The sequence below is a fragment of the Vreelandella gomseomensis genome (genome assembly GCF_031451645.1).
Taxonomy (GTDB): Bacteria; Pseudomonadota; Gammaproteobacteria; order Pseudomonadales; family Halomonadaceae; genus Vreelandella; species Vreelandella gomseomensis.
In genome coordinates this window covers 255,024-273,758 of the sequence record NZ_JARWAI010000003.1, presented here as the reverse complement: position 1 = coordinate 273,758, position 18,735 = coordinate 255,024, and the positions used below count along the sequence as shown (strand labels likewise).

Genomic DNA, 18,735 nt, shown 5'->3' with positions numbered 1-18,735 from the left:
AGGTGGTGCGCGTGAATAATAAATGGAGTGTGAGGGGGCTTTTCGTGCTGGGGGTCGCCATGACGGGTGGCCCGGGCTTGCTGGCCGATACGTCGGATGAGGCCATTGCCGAGCGGCTGGCGCCCGTGGGGAGCGTTTGCCTGCAAGGCCAGGATTGCGGCACGGCGGCCGCCGAAGCGCAGGCTGGAGCAAACGACCAGAGCAGTGGCGGTGGCTCGGATGGTGCCGCGCTTTATGCCAGCACCGGCTGTGCGGCGTGCCACGACAGCGGGGCGGCAGGCGCGCCCAAGCTCGGCGATACCCAAGCGTGGTCGGCGCGGCTGGCGCAGGGTAACGAGGCGCTCTATCAAAGCGTGTTCAACGGCAAGGGCGCAATGCCGGCGCGGGGTGGCAGCAGCGCCTCCGATGACGAGATCGAAGCGGTCGTCGACTACATGGTGGCCGAGGCGGAATAAGCTATCCACAGGGTGTCGCAACAACCGGCTGTGGATAAGCTTGTGTCAACAGAGCGCCCTCAGCCCAGCAAGGAACGCAGCCCGGCAATGGCATCCTGGCCACGGGCCTGTTTTTTCTCGGGATTTTCTTTATCTGCGCGGCCTTCCCACTCCAGGTCTTCAGCAGGCAGCTCGTCCAGAAAGCGGCTGGGCTGGCAATCCATCAGCTCCCCATAGGCCTTGCGCTGGCGGGCAAGGGTCAGCGTCAGCGAGCGGCGGGCCCGGGTAATGCCCACGTAGGCCAGGCGCCGTTCTTCTTCCACCGTGCCCATTTCAATGGCGTTGCGGTGGGGCAGCAGGTCTTCCTCCAGGCCCATTAGATAGACATGCGGGAATTCCAGCCCCTTGGAGGCGTGCATGGTCAGCAGCTGCACGCGGTCGGAGTCATCCTCTTCGGCCTGCTGCTCGAGGATATCGCGCAGAACCAAGCGGGATATCGCCGCCTCGACGCCGTCGGTTTCGGTGCTTTCAGACGCCGTATCGTCTTCCGGGTCGCGGTTGAGCGATTTCTCCAACTGATCAATCAGTATCCACACGTTAGCCATGCGCCGCTCGGCGACGGTCGGCGCGCTGGCGTTTTGATACAGCCATGCCTCGTAATCCATATCGCGCAGCATGTCGCGAATCGCGGCAATGGCATCGCCTTGATCCATGCGCTTGCGCACGCCGTCGATAAAGTGGGTAAAGCGCGACAGGCGCTCCACCGCCCGGGTGGGAAGAACCTGCTCCAGGCCGAGCTCATGGCAGGCAGCAAACAGCGAAATGGAACGCTCTGTCGCATAATTGGCCAGCTTTTCGACGGTGCCGGGGCCGATTTCGCGACGCGGCACGTTGACGATGCGTAAAAAGGCGTTGTCGTCGGCGGGGTTAATCAACAGCCGCAGATAGGCCATGGTGTCCTTGATCTCGTTGCGCGAGAAAAACGACGTGCCGCCCGACAGCTTGTAGGGAATCTGGTAGTGCTGCAGCTTGAGCTCCAGCAGCCGCGCCTGAAAGTTGCCCCGGTAGAGCACCGCAAAATCCCGCCATTCGGCGTGTTCCTTGATCCGCCGGGTGAACATTTCGCTGGCGACCCGTTCGGCTTCGGCTTCCTCGTGGCGATTGACCACCACCCGAATGGGCGCGCCGTCGCCCATGTCTGACCACAGGGTTTTGGCATAGACGTGGGGATTGTTGGCGATCAATGTGTTGGCGGCGCGCAGGATGGTGCCGGTGGAGCGGTAGTTCTGCTCCAGCTTGATGACTTTCAGGCGCGGGAAATCCTCGCCCAGGGTGATCAGGTTTTCCGGCCTGGCACCACGCCAGGCATAAATCGACTGATCGTCGTCGCCGACCACGGTAAACGTCGCCCGCTCGGCCATCAGCAGTTTGACCAGCAGGTACTGGGACACGTTGGTGTCCTGGTACTCATCCACCAGCATGTAGTGAATCTTGCGCCGCCAGCGCTCAAGCGCGTCGGGGTCGCGCTGCAGCAGTACCACCGGCAGCAGAATCAGGTCGTCGAAATCCACCGCGTTGTAGGCTTTAAGGTGGCGCACGTAAGCCTCGTAGACCCGGGCGGCGAAGTGCTCGTTGTCATCCGCAGCAAACGAGAGCGCATCGCTGGGCAGCACAAGGTCGTTCTTCCAGGTGGAAATCTTGCTCTGCACCGCGTTGATCTGTTCGGCGTCCACCTGGGCGTCCTTGTTCATCAAATCGCGTAGCAGCGCCTTGGCATCTTCTGGGTCAAATAGCGAAAAGCCCGACTTGTAGCCCAGGGTTTTAAGCTCGCCGCGGATGATGTTCAGCCCCAGGGTGTGGAAGGTCGAGACCGTCAGCCCGTGGCCTTCCTTTCCCTTCAGCATCTGGCCCACGCGCTCTTTCATTTCCCGGGCGGCCTTGTTGGTAAAGGTCACCGCGGCAATCTTGCGCGCGCTCATGCCGCATTCCTGCACCAGGTAGGCAATCTTGGTGGTGATCACGCTGGTTTTGCCGGAACCGGCCCCCGCGAGTACCAGGCAGGGACCATCGATATAACGCACCGCTTCCTGTTGGCGTGGGTTCAGCCCGTTAATGCGGCTAAGAATGCTTTTTGGCGGTTGGGGCGTCATGGCGAAGCGTGACCTCTACAAGTGTTCCTGGAAGATATCCATTACAATCGGTGGCGCTGGTCGAATGCACAATGCGTCAATAATAGGCAGGTGGTGATGTTTGAAGTAGCGCTATTTGAACCGCGCATGGCCCCCAATACAGGGAACATCATGCGCCTGGTGGCCAACAACGGCTGCCGTTTACACCTGATTGAACCGCTGGGCTTTGATCTCGAAGAGAAAAAGCTGCGCCGCGCCGGGCTGGATTATCGTGATCTGGCCAACGTCACCCGTCACGCGGATTTTACGGCCTTTCAAGACGCCATGCAGGGGCGCACCATCTGGGCGATCACTACCCAAGGCCGCCGCACCCATAGCGACGCCGCCTTTGCCCCGGGCGATGTGCTGCTGTTCGGCTCGGAAACCGCCGGGCTCTCCCCCGAGGTACACGCTGCGTTACCCGACGCGCAGAAGCTGCGCCTGCCCATGCAGCCCAATAACCGCAGCCTCAATCTCTCCAACGCCGTGGCCATCGTCAGCTATGAGGCGTGGCGCCAGCAAGGCTATGCCGGTGCCGGGCTCGCCTCACCCTAACATCTAGCCCGCGATGCCGTAGCGGTCGCGGTAGGCGCGTACCGCTTCAGCGTAGGTGAGCATCTCGCCACCGGCATGCTCTTCAAGATACGTAAGCACCTGCTCAAGGGTGACGATACTGACCACCGGCATACCATACTGGGTCTGAACGTCCTGAATGGCGCTCTGCTCGCCCTGGCCGCGCTCCTGACGGTCGAGGGCAATGATCACGCCGCCCGCCCGGGCGCCGCTTTGTTCGATCAGGTCCATGACCTCACGAATGGCGGTGCCGGCGGTAATCACGTCGTCGATGATCAGAATATCGCCAGAAAGCGGTGCGCCGACGATATTGCCGCCTTCGCCGTGGGTCTTGGCTTCCTTACGATTGAAGGCATAGGGCATATCGCGGTCGTGATGGTCGGCGAGTGCTGCAGCCGTCACCGCCGCCAGGGGAATCCCCTTGTACGCCGGGCCGAACAGCACGTCGGCCTGCAGGCCGCTATCGGCGATCGCCTGGGCGTAAAAGCGGCCCAGCTTGGCCAGAGCACGGCCGGTTTGAAACAGCCCGGCGTTGAAGAAGTAAGGGCTCACTCGCCCCGACTTGAGCGTGAACTCCCCAAACTTGAGCACGCCCTGCTCGATGGCAAAGGCAATGAAATCGCGCTGGTAGGGTTGTAGAGTGTTGGCCACGGCGGTCTTCTCTTGTCAGTCGGCATGTAGGGCAAAGGCAACAATAAAAGCTAGGTAAATAGCAAGATTAGGTTTGTCTATTTACCCAAACGTCTAAACGTCGGGTATCATACAGCAGCGACGCAAAAGGGACGATTTATGAAAATTGCCAGCATCAATGTCAATGGTATACGTGATGCCGTTGATCGTGGCTTCCTGGACTGGCTGGCTCAGCAGGACGCCGACGTGGTCTGCGTGCAGAACATCAAGGCAAAAAGTTTTGAACTGGGTGACCATATTCTCTATCCGGAAGGCTACGAAGGCTATTTCCTGGATGCCGAGGAAGACGGTTTCTCCGGTGTGGCACTGTATTGCCGCAAGATCCCCAAGGCGATCATGTATGGCCTTGGGTTCCCCCAGTGCGACCACGAAGGGCGCTTTCTGCAGGCGGACTATGACCGCTTCAGTATAGCCACCTTCCTGATGCCTGATGGAAGCGACCAGAAAGCCAAGCAGGCGTTCATGGAGCAGTACCAGGAATACCTGACCAAGATGTCGCGCAAACGTCGCGAATACATCATTTGCGGAACCTGGCACATTGCCCACAAGACCGTCGACTTGGCCAACTGGTCGGACAACCAGCTCACCCCGGGGTTTCGCCCGGAAGAGCGCGCCTGGATGGATCAGGTGCTTGGCCCAACCGGGTTTATCGACACCTTCCGGGAAATCAACCGCGACGCGGGCGAATATACCTGGTGGCCGAAGCTAGACCAGGACGTGCCCCGTGAGCGCCAGGAAGGCTGGCGGATCGACTATCAGCTGGTCGGCCCCAACTTCCGCCGCCACGTGGTCGACGCGTGGATCGATTACGAGGCGACCTTCTCCGAATTCGCCCCGTTGATCGTCGAGTACGACCTGGTGCTTTAAGCACCCGACAGCGTACTTTCCCGCGTCGCCGCCTGGTAACGGGCAATCAGCAACACGCCGACCCTTGAGTCGGCGTGTTGCGTTGTGGCTGTGGGTGGGCGTTTAGCCACGAATCCCCAGCGCTTCGCGCTGCTGTTCGCGTAGCTCACCGCCCGCCTTTTCGGCCAGATCGAGCATGGCATTCAGCTCGGCGCGGTTGAACGCCCCTGCTTCCGCCGTGCCCTGCACTTCGATCAGCTCGCCGCTTTCAGTCATCACCACGTTCAAGTCCGTGTCGGCTTTGCTGTCTTCCGGGTAGTCCAGATCCAGCACCGGCACGCCCTTATAGATGCCTACCGAAATGGCGCTGACCAGCTGCTTGAACGGGTCGCCCTTGATTTTCTTCTCACGCTGCAGATAGCGGATCGCATCCACCAGGGCGACGCAGCCGCCAGTGATCGCCGCGGTACGCGTGCCGCCATCGGCCTGGATGACGTCGCAATCCACGGTGATGGTGAATTCGCCGAGCTTTTTCAAATTCACCGCGGCGCGCAGGCTGCGACCGATCAAGCGTTGAATTTCCAGCGTACGGCCGCCCTGCTTGCCGCGAGTCGCTTCACGGCCGCTGCGCGAGTGAGTGGCGCGGGGCAGCATGCCGTACTCGGCGGTGATCCAGCCCTGATGCTTGCCACGCAGCCAGCGCGGTACGCCCGCTTCCACGCTCGCGTTACACAGCACCTTGGTATCGCCAAACGCCACCAGTACGGAGCCTTCCGCGTGGCGGGTGTAGTCGCGGGTCAAGCGAATGTCGCGGAGCTGGTCGGCTTCGCGACCGCTGGGGCGAACAACATCAGGACGCATAGCACCTCACATCAAATCTTGGAGTAGGAAAGCCTCCTATTGTACACGTCAATGCCACCGCCGATGCGCCTATTCAAGGCGGACATCGCAACCGGCAGCAGATCGGGTAAACTGGCGTAAATGCGCGATTAACAGGAATCCCCCATGGCCAGCCCCCGTCACGTCCACAGCATGACCGCCTTTGCCCGCGCCGAGCAGGCCGCCCCGTTCGGCACCCTGCAGGTGGAGATTCGCTCGGTCAATCAGCGCTACCTGGAGCCGCACTTTCGCTTGCCCGACGCCCTGCGCGACCTGGAACCGCTGCTGCGCGACGCCCTGCGTAACCGCCTGGCGCGCGGCAAGGTCGAATGCAGCCTGCGTTTTGACGCCGCCGAGGACAGTCAGGCACCCGCCGTCAATACCCGCCGGCTGGCGGAAATCGCCGAAGCGCTGAGCGTGGTGCACCACCAGGTTCCCCACGCCGGCGTGCCCACTACGCTCGACCTGTTAAATCAGCCCGGCGTCATGGAGACCCAGCATCTCGACCAAGAGGCCATCAAAGCCGCTGCTGCCACGCTGTTTGAGCAAGCGTTGGACGAGCTGATTGACGCCCGCGCACGAGAAGGCGCAAAGCTCGCCGAGATGATCACCTCTCGCCTGGACGCCGTGAGCGAGCAGGTCGCCACCGTGCGCGGCCTGCTGCCGCAGATTCTGGAGCGCCAACGCGCCCAGCTGCTGGAGCGGCTGGAGGTCGCCAAGACCGAACTCGACCCGCAACGCCTGGAAGCCGAGCTGGTAGTGGTCGCGCAAAAAGCCGATGTGGACGAAGAACTCGACCGCCTAACGGCCCATGTGGAAGAAGTGCGCCGCCAGCTGGCCCAGAAAGGCCCCAAAGGCCGCCGCCTGGACTTCCTGATGCAGGAACTCAACCGCGAAGCCAACACGCTCTCATCCAAATCCGTGGTCGCCGACACCACCCGCTGCGCGGTGGAACTTAAGGTGCTGATCGAGCAGATGCGCGAGCAGATTCAGAATATTGAGTGATGTGCTTGAGTGTTTGATGTTGTTTTTAAGCCTTTATAAATCAGATGGTTATTAGCCTAGATTCCTCACAGCATCTCAACTAGCCCCGCAAGCAGGTCGTATGGCGCGCTTTGCGGGGCAACCTGAAGGGCTGTGCTCGTCTTTATCCTTGGCCCGGCCGTGAGCGACACGTTCAACAGACCCCGGATGTCACGTCTGCCGTTATCGTCTGCCACCCCTCCGATGAATAAACGTCGACGTCATCGTTGTGTAACCGAGCCAACCAAAGCCAACGGTGGTTGACCAAGTCTGCAAGCATCGAATGGCGTGCAAGGATTGCTTCGATGCGATCCTTGGGTGCGTCAATTACCACGGTTAGACGCAACGGTTCGTGGTAAAGCGTGTTGCCATCACGTATCGACTGATCCGGTAGGCCGATACGCAGTTGAGGCGAATTACCTTCGATTACACCCAAGTGCCCGCCCACCACCGAATGCAGGAGCTTGTTGCCAGCGCCGTATAGCGGGGGCATCACGGTGGACGCGTAGTACTGCAGATTGATCCAGCTCGCGACGAGCATGGGCGCCGTCATCAGCCCTTCCAACACCTTTCCATCGGGATCTTGAGCGGGATGATAGTCATGCAAGAATGTACGCCCTTCCAGTACCTTACCTTGGGTACGCGCTCTCGGCGCCAAAATCAACGCCGCGTTATTTACCAGTCCCCATTCAGGACGAGGTTGAGACCAGTCAGCACCGCGCATGGCCAGAGTACTCAAGCGCTCACGGTGGTTGGTTTCATCCACGCCCAGGGCGGGTGCGCGCTCTGACCGGGTGGCGTCGCCAGCGCGTTGCGCGCCGTTTTCGAATTCGGCTAAAGCGGGTTCCAGCGCCCTGGGCATCTGCTCATCCCGATAAACATGCACACGGTCGGTCAGGGTGCAGTGGGTCGCCGCCAGCACATAAAACGGGTTGGGTAATGATACGGCGACGTGTTGCAAGGCGTGCTGAACGTCCGGGTCGTTCAGGAGTGCAGCGGCGACCCGCGCATTCATGCTGCCGCCTTGCCCACCGCAGGCGCCGCAGGTTAGCCCTGCGTGGTGCGGATTATTGTCGCTTTGCGAGTCATGGCCTACCAACACCAGCAGCGAGGCAGTAGGACTGCCCAGCAGCGTCAGCAGATTTTTAGCCAGGGCTATTTTTTCATGGCGCGCAATGGGCTCGCCGTCGTAGGTATGGAAAAGCCCGGCGGGTGCCTCGCACTGTGGCACCGATGTCTGCTTGCGCAGAGTGTCTTTTATCAGTTTCCAGCCCCAGGCAAGGCCGGTCGTTTCGACGAGGGTGAAGGTCGAGAGCGGCGCGTACTTGGCATGGCGTACACTTTGACGCTGACTCTCTTTCTGGTAGCGCTGAACGCCGCGCTTTTGGGGCTGCGCAACGCCTACCCGGTAAGTGGGCTTTATCAAGCCTGGCACACGGGGCTGGGCCCGTTCTGGTCCAGTGGCAGCATCGGTAACCGGCATAGCAAAGAACCCTGCCACCCCGAGGGTTGCCACCGAGGGGGCAGCATGTTCTAAATGGCGACGAAAACGTTCAGAGCGCACGTCGATACAAAACGCGGCCTGAACGTCTGGCGCAGTGCTGTGGGTGGCGCTCGGTGCCGTCAACGTAGCGGCCAGCGCCCGCTGGTAGCCAAGCTCATAGGCGTGTTGCCAGCACCATAGCGCTTCATGCTGAGCGGGCAAAGTGGCATCGGCGGCTTGCCATTGGGCAAGCCACTCGCTCTGCTGAATACGCGGGAGTTGTTTAACCCCTAACCACTCCCAGGCCAGCACCATCGTGGCAAGCTGGGTAATGCCAGCCGCCGTCTGTTGGTGGGCCGAGTGCCAGCCAATGCCCTGACACCAGGAAGCCCAGCCGTTCACGCGCAGCAGCAGCGTATGGGCAAGCACTTCAAACGCTTCCGGTGTTAATGCCCAATCGGCGGCTATATGCTCAATGGCCTCGCTGGTTTCATTCGGCAGTGCTAGCAGTGCTTGGCGGAGCGCTTTGGGCCAGCGTAAATCGTGCTGCGCCGTACGCTTCCAGAAGCCGTAAAGCGACGCTTCCGATTGGTTTGGCCAACGCTGCTGATGCTGGTCGAAGTAGCTGGCACAGCTCTCCGCAAGCGGATCAAATCCCGCCGCGTTTTCTAGCGTGTCCCAGGCACTGCGTAAGGGCGTCACGGCGTCCGGGGGCGATGATAGATAGTCGACTAGACGCTGCTCGCTATAGGCGTAGCCGCCCAGGCGAAGGGCCTGCTTCACGTCGTGGGGGGTAATGCGCCCCGCTTCCCAAGCGCTGCGATAAAACGCGGCGGGCATGGTCATCGGCTGCCCAGCTCGGCGGCTCAGCGCGTCGCTCACCTGCTCGATAGGCTGGTGTCTCAGACCCCACCAAGGGTTTACCGCAATCCACTGATCCAGCGGCCACACCGGCGCAATGGCATTGGTCGCCCGCTTTAGCGACGCATGGTACGGCTGATATTGCGGGGTAGATGACATAAAGTTTTCAGGCACAGCCGGTTGACTCATGACCCCTCTCCTTTGAAACCGGGAACAAATGCCGCCGAATGCCGCCGTGGTCGCGAGGGAGCAACGCTACCCAGAGCTCGTTGAAACGGCATTGCCAGGTAGAGCCCCTGGCTAAAGTGCACGCGCCAGCGCGCCACCCAGGCTGCCTGGGGAAACACCATGACTACGCCGGCGGCCAGTATCAGGCTTGCCAGCATCAGTGAGCCAAGCAGCCCCGCCGTCAAGGTTAACGGAGCGTAAGCACTGGGAAGCGCAGGGGCCAGCAAGCTGTGCAGCAAGGCATAAAGCGGCACCAGGGCCAGCGCCATGACGAACAACGCCAGGCGCCTTGGTTTGGTCATCCCGACCGGCATCCCCAGCAGCGTGCTGCCCACCGCCAAGCTCAACAATACCCCTAATAGTGGGTTGTGACTGATGAGTGAAGGCCATGCCACCAGCGCCGCTGCGGCCAGTGCTGCCGCAGGCAGCGCGAGGGAAAGACGCTGCCGCAGCGGGGCAAGCGGCAAACGTTCGCAGCGCGCTGCCCTCACGGTACGACCAGAGGCCAAGAAGGAGTGTGCCTTGTAGAGGGAGTGTGCGAGCAGGTGGGCCAGCGCCAGGGTGTAAGCCCCCACGCCAATTTCAAACAGCATAAAGCCCATTTGTGCACAGGTAGACCACGCCAACGCATGCTTCACAGAGGCTTGGGTCAGCATCGTCATCACCGCCACCAGGGCGGTGAAGCCTCCCACGGTAATTAGCAGGTAGTGCCCCAACGTGAGGCCATCAAACACCGGGAAGAGTCGCAGCCACACGAATCCCCCCAGGTTAATCACCCCGGCATGAAGCAACGCGGAGACCGGCGTAGGCGCTTCCATCACTTTAATCAACCAGCCGTGCATCGGTACCTGGGCACATTTACACAGCGCCGCGATGGCCAGCGCCACCGATGCCGCTTCTACCTGCCAGCCGCCGGAAGTGACAGCCGCAGCGGCGAACAGCTCGGGCAGCTCAAAGGTACCGAAACGCGCGTACAAAAACGCCACCGCAGCGATTAGCGCGGCATCACCGATGCGGCTGACAACGAACTTCTGCCACGCAGCACGCTGGGCTTCGACACGCTCAGGGTATAGCGTCAGAAGATGATGCAGCGCGACGCTCACGCCGATCCAGGCAATCAGCATCACGACCAGGTGATGGGTAAAGACCAGCAGCATCACGCTAGCGAACACAACCTGACACCAGGGTAAGAAACGACGCTCGCCACGGTCACCCTTCAGGTAGCCTTCTGCAAAGTGCAGCAGCACCGTCCCTAACAAGCTGATCAGCATGGCCATCCAAACGGCAAGGCCATCTGGATAGAGACCCAACGGCCGCGCGGTTTCCGGCAGGCCGGTGGAAACGCCCAGCGTATCCAGCACAAACAGTATGCCGACCGCCAAGCTGGCCACCAACGCGCTCGCGGTTAGACCACGGCCGATTTTCCAAGCCCGCTGCAAAGATGCCGGGGTGCTAGCCCGTGCGCTTATACCCGCCATCACCAGCAGCGATATTGGAATCAACAACCATAGCGCCAGTAGTAATCGTACGATCACGTCGACAAACGTTGGCATCGCCTTTCCCCATAAGGTGTATGCGAACGACTATGCCCCTCTCGTCATCATATAAAAAATAGTTTATTTTTCATAAAACGTTCTTTAAAAAAGAACGAAAAGCCAAGCCACTGTCGAGGCCGCGATGTCATGAAGCTCAATTACCACCATCTTTACTATTTTTGGCAAGTGGCCAAATCGGGTCATCTGACCCGCACTGCCGAGTCGCTGCACGTATCGCAGTCGTCACTTTCCCAGCAAATTCGCCAGTTGGAAGCGCGCTTGGGCCAAGCGTTGTTTATCCGCGAAGGACGCCAGCTCCATCTTTCCGAAGCAGGTAGGCTTGCCTTTGATTATGCAGAGGCCATTTTCACCCAGGGTGAAGAGCTTAGCGCGCTGTTCGCTGAAGGCGGACACGCTCATCGAGAAGTGGTGCGAGTGGGAGCGGTAGCGACGCTCTCGCGTAACTTTCAGGAGGGATTTGTGCGGCCGCTGCTGGGCCGAGATGATCTGGATTTGATATTGCAAAGCGGTGGTATGGATGACCTGCTGCGGCGGCTTGCTGCTCATAAGCTGGACGTCGTGCTCTCGAACCAGCCCGTGCGTGGCGATAGCGAACATCCCTGGCACTCACAGCGCTTGGCACGCCAATCGGTGAGCTTGATTGCATCGCCCCATCTGTCGCCGTCACCGGTATTCCCTCATGGGCTGAGCGAGCACGCCCTTATCCTGCCCGGCGTCGAAAACGCCACCCGCCTCGCCTTCGACCAACTCTGCAGCCACTACCGGCTAATCCCCAATATTGCCGCCGAGGTAGACGACATGGCCATGATGCGCCTGCTGGCCAGGGATACCCAGCATATTGCCGTGATGCCACCTGTCGTCGTGCGTGACGAACTGCAGCAGGGTACGCTCACCGATTACGGCGCGCTGCCGGGCGTATGGGAAGAGTTTTATGCCATCACCATTCAGCGGCGATTTAACTCATCCGTACTACAAGAAATGCTCAATCAGCCTCAAGACTTGCTGTTAGGTCCTGGACTCATGGAATAACCACTGCAATCTCTCCGGCGCATCGGCAGCCCGCCGATAATCAACTCAAACGCTATTCCCGGCAGCGACCCCCTGCCCGGAATATCGTCCGTACTTTTAGCCATTAGTCGATGCCCCCGAGCGGGTTGCCGATCTGTGCTAACGCCCTTGCCCTGCGATGCGCATGATGAATGGCACCGCATTCCAACAAGCACTTGTCGAGGGCCACGAAATGAACAACAACACCAGGATCGATTTCATTTACCTCTCTGAGCAGGACATGATTCGGGCTGGCGTGACCGATATGGGCGCCTGCGTGGACACCATGGAAGAGGTCTTCCACCTGCTGCACATCGGCGATTACCGCATGGCCGGGCCCAACAACGACTCCCACGGCGCGATGATCATGTTTCCGGAGGAGTCGCCCTTTCCCACCATGCCGAAACCGACTGCGGACCGTCGGATGATGGCGATGCCCGCTTACCTGGGTGGCAGCTTCTGCACCTCCGGCGTGAAGTGGTATGGCTCCAACATCGCCAACCGGGAAAAGGATCTGCCCCGCTCCATCCTGATGTTCACGCTGACCGACCCGGACACCGCCGCACCGTTGGCGTACATGTCGGCCAATCTGCTGTCGGCCTACCGCACCGGCGCCGTACCGGGGGTCGGTGCTCGCCATCTGGCGCGCAAGGATTCCCGCGTTATCGGCCTGCTGGGTCCGGGGGTGATGGGCCGCACGAGCGTGGCCGCGTTCATGGCGGTCTGCCCGGAGATCGACACCATCAAGATCAAGGGGCGCAGCGAGAAGAACATCAACGGCTTTATCGACTGGGTGAAGGCGCACTATCCGCAGGTCACCAACATTGAGGTAGTCGACTCCGAGGAAGCCGTGGTACGCGATTCGGACATCGTGACCTACTGCGCCTCCGGCGAAGTCGGTAATCCCGACCTCTACCCGATGGTCAAGCGCGAGTGGGTCAAGCCCGGCGCCTTTCTGGCAATGCCGGCGCCGTGCAACTTCGATGCCGGCATGGAAGCGCCGGACATCCGCAAGGTGCTCGATGACACCGGCCTGTACGAAGCCTGGTACGAAGAAGTGCCCAAGCCTGCCCATAGCGTGATTCCGCTGGTCGGCGTCAAGTTCATGGACATGCTCCACGCCGGCAAGCTCGAGGCCAAGGCGCTGGAGGACCTTGGCGCCATCGTCTCCGGCGACAGTCCGGGCCGAAAAAGCGACGACGAGATCATCATGATGTCGGTCGGCGGCATGCCGGTGGAAGACGTTGCCTGGGCCACAGTCGTCTACCGCAAGGCCGTAGAGCAGGGCATCGGCGTCAAGCTGAACCTTTGGGATCAGCCCGCGCTGAAATAACGCACCGACAAGTTCCAGCGCGGATGCCTGGCTCGGGCCAGCGCCCGCGCTGCCCATCGACTGCATAGCGAGACTTCCATAATGAGCACGATCACCAAGGTCAAAACCGGCTCCAAATTCGAGGAACACGCCAGCTATTCGCGCGTGGTGGCCGTCGATAACTGGATCCTTGTCTCCAACACCGCCGGGCGCAACCCGGTGACCAAGGAGATTCCAGACGACGTCAGCGAACAGCTGACACAGGTTTTTGCCAACATCGAAGGCGCTCTCGGCGCGGTCGAAAGCGACCTGTCCGACATTGTGTCGGCGAGGATCTTCATCCAGACCCCGGCCGATACCGAAACGGTCATGACCCAGTTCGGCGAGACCATGCGCGGCGTCGACCCGGTCATTACCGTGACCTGCCCGCCGCTCGGCGCCGAGGTCTACAAGGTCGAGCTGGAAGTGACCGCCTACCGTGGCGCCGGCAGCGCCGAGACCATCCGGATCGACACCTCCGCTCAGTGAGGCGTCGTTCGGCTTCTAACCTGATCGGGCGGGTGTGACCGGCCATACCGGCTGGCGCCCGTTCGATCACCGACCGATCAGGACGCGTTCATGGCACCGACTATCGCCCCCGTCGAGACCTCTCACGACTTTCCCGCTTCGACCACCGTAGTCATCATCGGTGGCGGCATTATCGGCCTGACCGCCGCCCTGACGCTCGCCGAGCGTGGCGTGCCCGTCACGGTACTGGAAAAGGGCCGTATTGCCGGTGAGCAGTCCTCCCGCAACCTGGGCTGGATCCGCAAGACCAGCCGCCACGGCGAGGACGTGCCGCTGGCGCTGGCCTCCGACCGGCTATGGGCCACCATGGCCGAGCGCACCGGCAGCGACGTGGGGTATCGCCAGTCGGGCATCATGTTCCTGTCGCGTACGTCCGACCAGCTCGCCGTCCACGAAGCCTGGCTCGAGTCGGTTTCGGACCTGTCGCTTGATTCACGAATGCTGAGTGCGCGGGAGATCGATGCCAAGGTACCGGGCGGTCGCGGCGATTGGGCGGGGGCCATCCATACCCCCTCCGACGGCTACGCCGAGCCCACACTTGCCGCAAGCGCCATTGCCCGGGCGGCCATCGCCCGTGGCGCGGTGATCGTCGAGCACTGCGCGGTACGCACCATTACTCGCGCCAGCGGCCGGGTGAGCGGGGTGGTGACCGAGCGCGGCGAGATCCGGTGCGACCAGGTACTGCTGGCCGGCGGCATGGGGTCGCGGCGCTTTCTGGGCAATATCGGCATCTCCCTGCCGACGCTGCCGCTGATCCTGTCGGTGTTCAGAACCGCCGCCATGGAGGGCCCCACCGACTGTGCCGTGGGCGGGCCGGATTTCTCCTTTCGCAAGCACAAGGATGGCGGCTTCATCGTGACCCAGCGCGGTGCGCTCGATGCGCCGCTGACGCTGGATCATCTGCTGGTCGGCGCCAAGTACCTGAGCGCACTACGCGCCCAGCGGGGGCTTTTGCGGATGTCGCTGGGCAAGCATTTCTGGCGGGAGCTCGCGCTGCCGCGGCGCTGGAAAACCGGCCCCTCGCCCTTCGAGCGCGAGCGCACCATCGACCCGCCGATCAACCAGGGGCTGAACGACGAGGCCCACCGCCACCTGTCGGCGGCCTGGCCGGTGTTCGAAAAGGCGACCATCGAAGAAGCCTGGGCGGGCATGATCGACATCACGCCGGACTCCAACCCGGTCATCGATGCGGTACCCGGCGTGCCCGGGCTGACCCTGGCCTCCGGTTTCTCGGGGCATGGCTTTGGCACTTCGCCAGCCGCCGGCCAGCTCGCCGCCGATCTGATCATGGACAAGACGCCGATCATCGACCCAAAACCCTACCGCTTCGGACGGTTCTAGACCTCTGACGCCGCGTCCTGTTGGTCGGTGTCGAGCGCCCGCGCCCGAGTGGCTGAGGGCAGCTCCTGAAACAGGCGGCGGTATTCGCGGCAAAAGTAGCTTTGGTGGAAAAAACCCTGGCTCGCGGCAGCGTCGGCCAGGCGCTGGCTGGGGTCGTGTAACAGGCTGCGACGCACGGCGTTGAGACGAAGGGCACGCAGGTAATGCACGGGGGATTGTCCGACCTCGGACTGAAAACTGTATTGCAGCGTGCGTCTGGAAATCCTCAACTGATGGCACAGGGCCATCAGCGAAGGCGGTTCGTCCGGGCATTCGCGTACCCGTGCCTGGCAGCGGTCGACAATGTAGCGCCGAGTCCGGTAATTGGTGGTATCAGGCTCGTTCGAGAGAACGCAGTCGCCGAGCAGCCATTCGATGCTGTCGTCGAGCTGGCGCACCAGCGACTCCTGCAGCGCCGGGGTCATCAATTCATGGCGGGGGCGCTGGCGCAGGTAATCGGTCATCAACTGCCACTGCTCGCGTACCTGGTTCAACAGCACCACCGGCACGTCGAGCCGTCGCAGGCGATGTTCATCGCGGCCAAGCCAGGCATGACGGCAGCGGTTGATGGAGACCACCAGCAGATCGTAGTTCGAGGGCGCCACGCTCCAGAACTGATCGCAGCGCGGCAGGACGGTCACGGTATCGGCGCCGTACAGATCCTCCCCGGGCCAGCGAATGGGCGTGACCAGGTGCCACTGCGAGTCGGGAAAGTGCATCTGCTGAAAGAGCCCCAGATTGGCGCTTTCACGAAACAGCCGTATTTCTTGGCTCGATATGTCCACGATCTCGCCCGAGAAAACACCGGCTTCGATCTGGCTGGATTCCTGCTGCCAGCCCTCCAGACGCTGGGCATGCTCCGCCGCATCAAGACAGTGGTGCAGTGCAATGGTCATGAAAAGCCTCCCGCCCGTGGCGCTTGTGGCACGCAAATTGCTTTTTGCAAATGACCCGTGCAGTGCGAGCGCACGGTGCAACCAGGTAACCTGAAACTTGACCAATGAAGGGTGGTGCCAAGGCGCTTTTTTATCTAAAGTGAGTATAACCATTAAAATGTTAATAAAAATGGTGACCCAATGCTACACACGACTTCAACACCGACTCCTGCAACCTCTGCAACATCCATGCCGTTCGATGCCTGGCTGGGCGCGCTGCGCCAGACCTGCGGTCACTTCGACTGCACCCCTAGAGATCGGCGCAGTTTTCAGGGCAGCGTTTCGACGCGTACCAACGGTGGCATCGACATTGCCAACATCGTCACGAACGCCGAGAAGGTGACCAGCAGCCGTGCCCAGCGTCGCGACGAAGATCGTTACTGTTTTCTGGTCGTGCAGAAGCAGGGGCGCGCCACACTGGTGCAAAACGATACGGCGATTGTGCTGCGTCCGGGCGAGATGGCGCTGATGGATTCCATCGAGGCCTGTGACGTTATCCCCCACGGACTGATCGAGCACGATTCGCTTCACCTGTCGCGCCGTGAAGTCGCCCAGCGCTTCGGCGAGACGTCGATCCCCTTCATGAAGATCACGGCAGACTGCGCCAGCAGCCAGATTCTGCAACTGGTGGTTAATCGTATGGTGACCGAGCCGCTGGCATCGGCCGAACAAGAAGAGGAGGGGGTTTCGGACTCGCTGGTGGCGCTGCTGCCGACGATCTACCGACATCAGGCGCTGTCGCCGTCGTTCATGGAGCAGGCCGATGGCACGCTGTTCAATTGCGTGCAGCAGTTTATCGACCAGCACCTGCATGAGGACGAACTCGGGCCGGAACGCCTGGCGTTGGCCTTCCACATGTCGGTTCGCCAGCTTTATCGGCTGTTCGAACAGCACGGCGAAACGGTGTGCCGCTACGTTCAGCGTCGCCGCCTGGCGCGCTGTGCGGAGGAACTGGCAAGCCCGATGCTGATCAAGCGCTCGATCACTCAGATTGCCTACAAATGGGGCTTTACCGATTCGGCGCACTTCAGCCGTGCTTTCAAGCGCGAGTTTGCAAGCTCGCCCCGTGAATACCGTCGCGCGTACCTGGCGCGGGCCGCATGATGCGCGGCGTGCCGACCTGCGGGCGTACTGCACACCCGCTGATCGGCACCGGCCATCTTGCCAATCACACGGCGGCCGGCCGCTGTACGTGTCTATCTAGTAGGCGATGCAGACCGACTTGAGCTCGGTGTAGGCGTTGACCGCTTCGGGGCCGAATTCCTTGCCCAGCCCGGACATCTTGAGCCCGCCGAACGGCATGGCCGGATCCAGGGTGACATGGGTGTTGACCCAGACGGTGCCGGCCTCGATGCGTGGCGTCAACGCCATGGCTTTGGAAAGGCTCTCGGTCCAGAGGCTAGCCGCCAGCCCCAGCTCGCTGTCGTTGACCATCCGCAGCGCCTGCTCGTCATCGTCGAAGGGAATCACCGTGAGTACCGGACCAAACACCTCTTCCCGGGCGATTTCCATATCGTGATCGGCGCCGCTGATCACCGTGGGCGAGACATAGAAGCCCTCGGATGGCACCTTGTTGCCTACATGGACGTTGGCGCCCTGATCGCGGGCACGGTCGATGTAGCCCTGCACGCTCGCCTGCTGACGCTTCGAGACCAGCGGATTGACCTGTGCCTGCGGATCCATCCCGGGCCCTGCCTGCATGCCATCGACGGCCTGGGCCAGTCGCTCACAGAAGGTGTCGTGGAGGCTACGATGCACGTAGAACCGCGAGGCGGCCGCGCAGACCTGTCCCTGGTTGAACAATCCACCCAGCAGCGCGCCATTGACGGCCTTGTCGATATCGGCGTCCTCCAGCACCAGCATCGGATTCTTGCCGCCCAGCTCCAGCGAGAAGTGCGCCATGTGCTCGACGGCGGCATGGCCGACCTGCTTGCCGATCGCGGTGCTGCCGGTGAAGGTGACCTTGCCGACGTCGGGATGCTCGGCAATACGCGTCCCGACTGTGGCGCCAGAGCCCAGCACTACGTTGAATACGCCTTTTGGCACCCCTGCCTCGACCGCCAGTTCAGCCAGACGCAACACGCTCAACGGCGTTTCCGAGGCGGGCTTGAGCACCACCGAACACCCCGCCGCCAGCGCCGGCACCACCTTCCAGAGCGCGATCATCATCGGAAAGTTCCACGGCACGATAGCTGCCACCACGCCGATGGGCTGGCGAAGGGTGTAGGTATTGAACTTAGCGCCCTCGGGCATGCCGATGGACACCTCACGGGTGCTGCCCTCAAGCTTGGTGGTCCAGCCGGCCATGTAGCGAATGAAGTCGACCGAGAAGCCGACATCGACGCCGCGGGCGATATTGATCGACTTGCCCTGGTTGAGGGTCTCGATCTGGGCAAGTTCCTCGCCGTGCTCCTCCAGAAGGTCCGCAAAACGTAGCAGAATCCGCTCGCGGGCGGCGGGTGTCATCCCCGACCATCGGCCGTCCTCGACGCTTTGCCGTGTCAGTGCCACTGCCCGGTCTGCCAGTGATGTATCGCCCTCGGCCACCCGGGTCAGCGGCTGGCCGGTGGAGGGGTCGAGCACGTCGCGGGCCTGGCCGTCGGCCAAAAAGGCACCGTCGATGAACGAGCCCGTCGCTCGCGTGAAGAAATCCTGTACGACCTGTGATGCGGTGTGCTGATTCATGAGCGATCTCCTGCGCATGCAAGGCTTCAAATGAGGCGACATCGGCATGTCGCGCGATGTCGCAAAAG

At 61.5% G+C, this 18,735-nt stretch carries 16 protein-coding genes; 9 read left to right on the top strand and 7 right to left on the bottom strand.

Annotation, left to right across the window (positions count from 1 at the left end; translation table 11 throughout):
• Positions 1 to 11: 11 nt before the first annotated feature.
• Positions 12 to 455 carry a c-type cytochrome gene (locus tag QC815_RS05365; RefSeq protein WP_230445443.1) on the top strand — a complete coding sequence of 148 codons (444 nt, stop codon included), beginning with the start codon at positions 12 to 14 and terminating at the stop codon, positions 453 to 455.
• 59 nt (positions 456 to 514) lie between these two features.
• On the opposite strand, the gene rep is transcribed toward QC815_RS05365, so the two are convergent.
• A complete protein-coding gene (rep, locus tag QC815_RS05360) occupies positions 515 to 2,584 on the bottom strand; it encodes a DNA helicase Rep (RefSeq protein WP_230445444.1) in 2,070 nt (689 codons plus the stop codon).
• Positions 2,585 to 2,680: 96 nt separating this feature from the next.
• On the opposite strand from rep, the gene QC815_RS05355 reads away from it, so the two are divergent.
• Positions 2,681 to 3,157: a tRNA (cytidine(34)-2'-O)-methyltransferase gene (locus tag QC815_RS05355; RefSeq protein ID WP_230445445.1), complete on the top strand. Its 477-nt coding sequence runs from the start codon at positions 2,681 to 2,683 to the stop codon at positions 3,155 to 3,157.
• Positions 3,158 to 3,160: 3 nt separating this feature from the next.
• On the opposite strand, the gene pyrE is transcribed toward QC815_RS05355, so the two are convergent.
• Positions 3,161 to 3,826, bottom strand: a complete 666-nt coding sequence (gene pyrE / locus QC815_RS05350; RefSeq protein ID WP_309767355.1) for an orotate phosphoribosyltransferase — start codon at positions 3,824 to 3,826, stop codon at positions 3,161 to 3,163.
• Between the two features lie 138 nt (positions 3,827 to 3,964).
• Here pyrE and QC815_RS05345 point away from each other — a divergent pair, with 138 nt between their 5' ends.
• Positions 3,965 to 4,732 (top strand): exodeoxyribonuclease III, encoded by a 768-nt coding sequence (locus tag QC815_RS05345; protein ID WP_230445447.1) that lies wholly within the window; start codon positions 3,965 to 3,967, stop codon positions 4,730 to 4,732.
• Between the two features lie 102 nt (positions 4,733 to 4,834).
• On the opposite strand, the gene rph is transcribed toward QC815_RS05345, so the two are convergent.
• Positions 4,835 to 5,572 carry a ribonuclease PH gene (gene rph / locus QC815_RS05340; protein ID WP_230445448.1) on the bottom strand — a complete coding sequence of 246 codons (738 nt, stop codon included), beginning with the start codon at positions 5,570 to 5,572 and terminating at the stop codon, positions 4,835 to 4,837.
• Between the two features lie 144 nt (positions 5,573 to 5,716).
• On the opposite strand from rph, the gene QC815_RS05335 reads away from it, so the two are divergent.
• Complete coding sequence (locus QC815_RS05335; protein ID WP_230445449.1) at positions 5,717 to 6,595, top strand: YicC/YloC family endoribonuclease; 879 nt, start codon at positions 5,717 to 5,719, stop codon at positions 6,593 to 6,595.
• A gap of 172 nt (positions 6,596 to 6,767) precedes the next feature.
• Here QC815_RS05335 and QC815_RS05330 read toward each other — a convergent pair whose 3' ends face one another.
• Together QC815_RS05330 and QC815_RS05325 are read right to left on the bottom strand one after the other, a co-directional pair.
• Entirely contained in the window at positions 6,768 to 9,146 is a 2,379-nt protein-coding gene (locus QC815_RS05330; protein ID WP_309767352.1) for a putative inorganic carbon transporter subunit DabA, read from the bottom strand.
• Complete coding sequence (locus QC815_RS05325) at positions 9,143 to 10,738, bottom strand: NADH-quinone oxidoreductase subunit L (RefSeq protein WP_309767350.1); 1,596 nt, start codon at positions 10,736 to 10,738, stop codon at positions 9,143 to 9,145. Before QC815_RS05325 ends, QC815_RS05330 begins: the two co-directional genes overlap by 4 nt.
• A gap of 129 nt (positions 10,739 to 10,867) precedes the next feature.
• Here QC815_RS05325 and QC815_RS05320 point away from each other — a divergent pair, with 129 nt between their 5' ends.
• From QC815_RS05320 to QC815_RS05305, 4 genes are all read left to right on the top strand, one after another.
• Positions 10,868 to 11,770, top strand: a complete 903-nt coding sequence (locus QC815_RS05320) for a LysR family transcriptional regulator (protein ID WP_230445452.1) — start codon at positions 10,868 to 10,870, stop codon at positions 11,768 to 11,770.
• 211 nt (positions 11,771 to 11,981) lie between these two features.
• On the top strand, positions 11,982 to 13,121 hold the full coding sequence (locus QC815_RS05315) for an ornithine cyclodeaminase family protein (protein ID WP_309767347.1): 1,140 nt from the start codon (positions 11,982 to 11,984) through the stop codon (positions 13,119 to 13,121).
• A gap of 81 nt (positions 13,122 to 13,202) precedes the next feature.
• Positions 13,203 to 13,628, top strand: coding sequence for a Rid family hydrolase (locus QC815_RS05310; RefSeq protein ID WP_309767345.1), 426 nt, complete (start codon positions 13,203 to 13,205; stop codon positions 13,626 to 13,628).
• 90 nt (positions 13,629 to 13,718) lie between these two features.
• Complete coding sequence (locus tag QC815_RS05305; protein WP_309767342.1) at positions 13,719 to 15,008, top strand: NAD(P)/FAD-dependent oxidoreductase; 1,290 nt, start codon at positions 13,719 to 13,721, stop codon at positions 15,006 to 15,008.
• On the opposite strand, the gene QC815_RS05300 is transcribed toward QC815_RS05305, so the two are convergent.
• Positions 15,005 to 15,943 carry a helix-turn-helix domain-containing protein gene (locus QC815_RS05300; RefSeq protein WP_309767340.1) on the bottom strand — a complete coding sequence of 313 codons (939 nt, stop codon included), beginning with the start codon at positions 15,941 to 15,943 and terminating at the stop codon, positions 15,005 to 15,007. The genes QC815_RS05305 and QC815_RS05300 overlap by 4 nt on opposite strands.
• Before the next feature lie 180 nt (positions 15,944 to 16,123).
• Here QC815_RS05300 and feaR point away from each other — a divergent pair, with 180 nt between their 5' ends.
• Complete coding sequence (feaR, locus tag QC815_RS05295) at positions 16,124 to 17,086, top strand: transcriptional regulator FeaR (protein WP_230445457.1); 963 nt, start codon at positions 16,124 to 16,126, stop codon at positions 17,084 to 17,086.
• A gap of 96 nt (positions 17,087 to 17,182) precedes the next feature.
• Here the strand turns inward: feaR and QC815_RS05290 are convergent, their stop codons facing one another.
• Entirely contained in the window at positions 17,183 to 18,667 is a 1,485-nt protein-coding gene (locus tag QC815_RS05290; RefSeq protein ID WP_268901849.1) for an aldehyde dehydrogenase family protein, read from the bottom strand.
• Between the last annotated feature and the right edge of the window lie 68 nt (positions 18,668 to 18,735).

What these genes read in the sequence shown, in the direction of transcription:
- feaR (WP_230445457.1), top strand. Translation starts at nt 16,124, where the DNA reads ATGCTACACACGACTTCAACACCGACTCCTGCAACCTCTGCAACATCC.
- QC815_RS05325 (WP_309767350.1), bottom strand. Translation starts at nt 10,738, where the DNA reads ATGCCAACGTTTGTCGACGTGATCGTACGATTACTACTGGCGCTATGG.
- QC815_RS05290 (WP_268901849.1), bottom strand. Translation starts at nt 18,667, where the DNA reads ATGAATCAGCACACCGCATCACAGGTCGTACAGGATTTCTTCACGCGA.
- rph (WP_230445448.1), bottom strand. Translation starts at nt 5,572, where the DNA reads ATGCGTCCTGATGTTGTTCGCCCCAGCGGTCGCGAAGCCGACCAGCTC.
- QC815_RS05305 (WP_309767342.1), top strand. Translation starts at nt 13,719, where the DNA reads ATGGCACCGACTATCGCCCCCGTCGAGACCTCTCACGACTTTCCCGCT.
- QC815_RS05335 (WP_230445449.1), top strand. Translation starts at nt 5,717, where the DNA reads ATGGCCAGCCCCCGTCACGTCCACAGCATGACCGCCTTTGCCCGCGCC.
- QC815_RS05320 (WP_230445452.1), top strand. Translation starts at nt 10,868, where the DNA reads ATGAAGCTCAATTACCACCATCTTTACTATTTTTGGCAAGTGGCCAAA.
- QC815_RS05300 (WP_309767340.1), bottom strand. Translation starts at nt 15,943, where the DNA reads ATGACCATTGCACTGCACCACTGTCTTGATGCGGCGGAGCATGCCCAG.
- QC815_RS05355 (WP_230445445.1), top strand. Translation starts at nt 2,681, where the DNA reads ATGTTTGAAGTAGCGCTATTTGAACCGCGCATGGCCCCCAATACAGGG.
- QC815_RS05315 (WP_309767347.1), top strand. Translation starts at nt 11,982, where the DNA reads ATGAACAACAACACCAGGATCGATTTCATTTACCTCTCTGAGCAGGAC.
- rep (WP_230445444.1), bottom strand. Translation starts at nt 2,584, where the DNA reads ATGACGCCCCAACCGCCAAAAAGCATTCTTAGCCGCATTAACGGGCTG.
- QC815_RS05330 (WP_309767352.1), bottom strand. Translation starts at nt 9,146, where the DNA reads ATGAGTCAACCGGCTGTGCCTGAAAACTTTATGTCATCTACCCCGCAA.
- QC815_RS05345 (WP_230445447.1), top strand. Translation starts at nt 3,965, where the DNA reads ATGAAAATTGCCAGCATCAATGTCAATGGTATACGTGATGCCGTTGAT.
- QC815_RS05310 (WP_309767345.1), top strand. Translation starts at nt 13,203, where the DNA reads ATGAGCACGATCACCAAGGTCAAAACCGGCTCCAAATTCGAGGAACAC.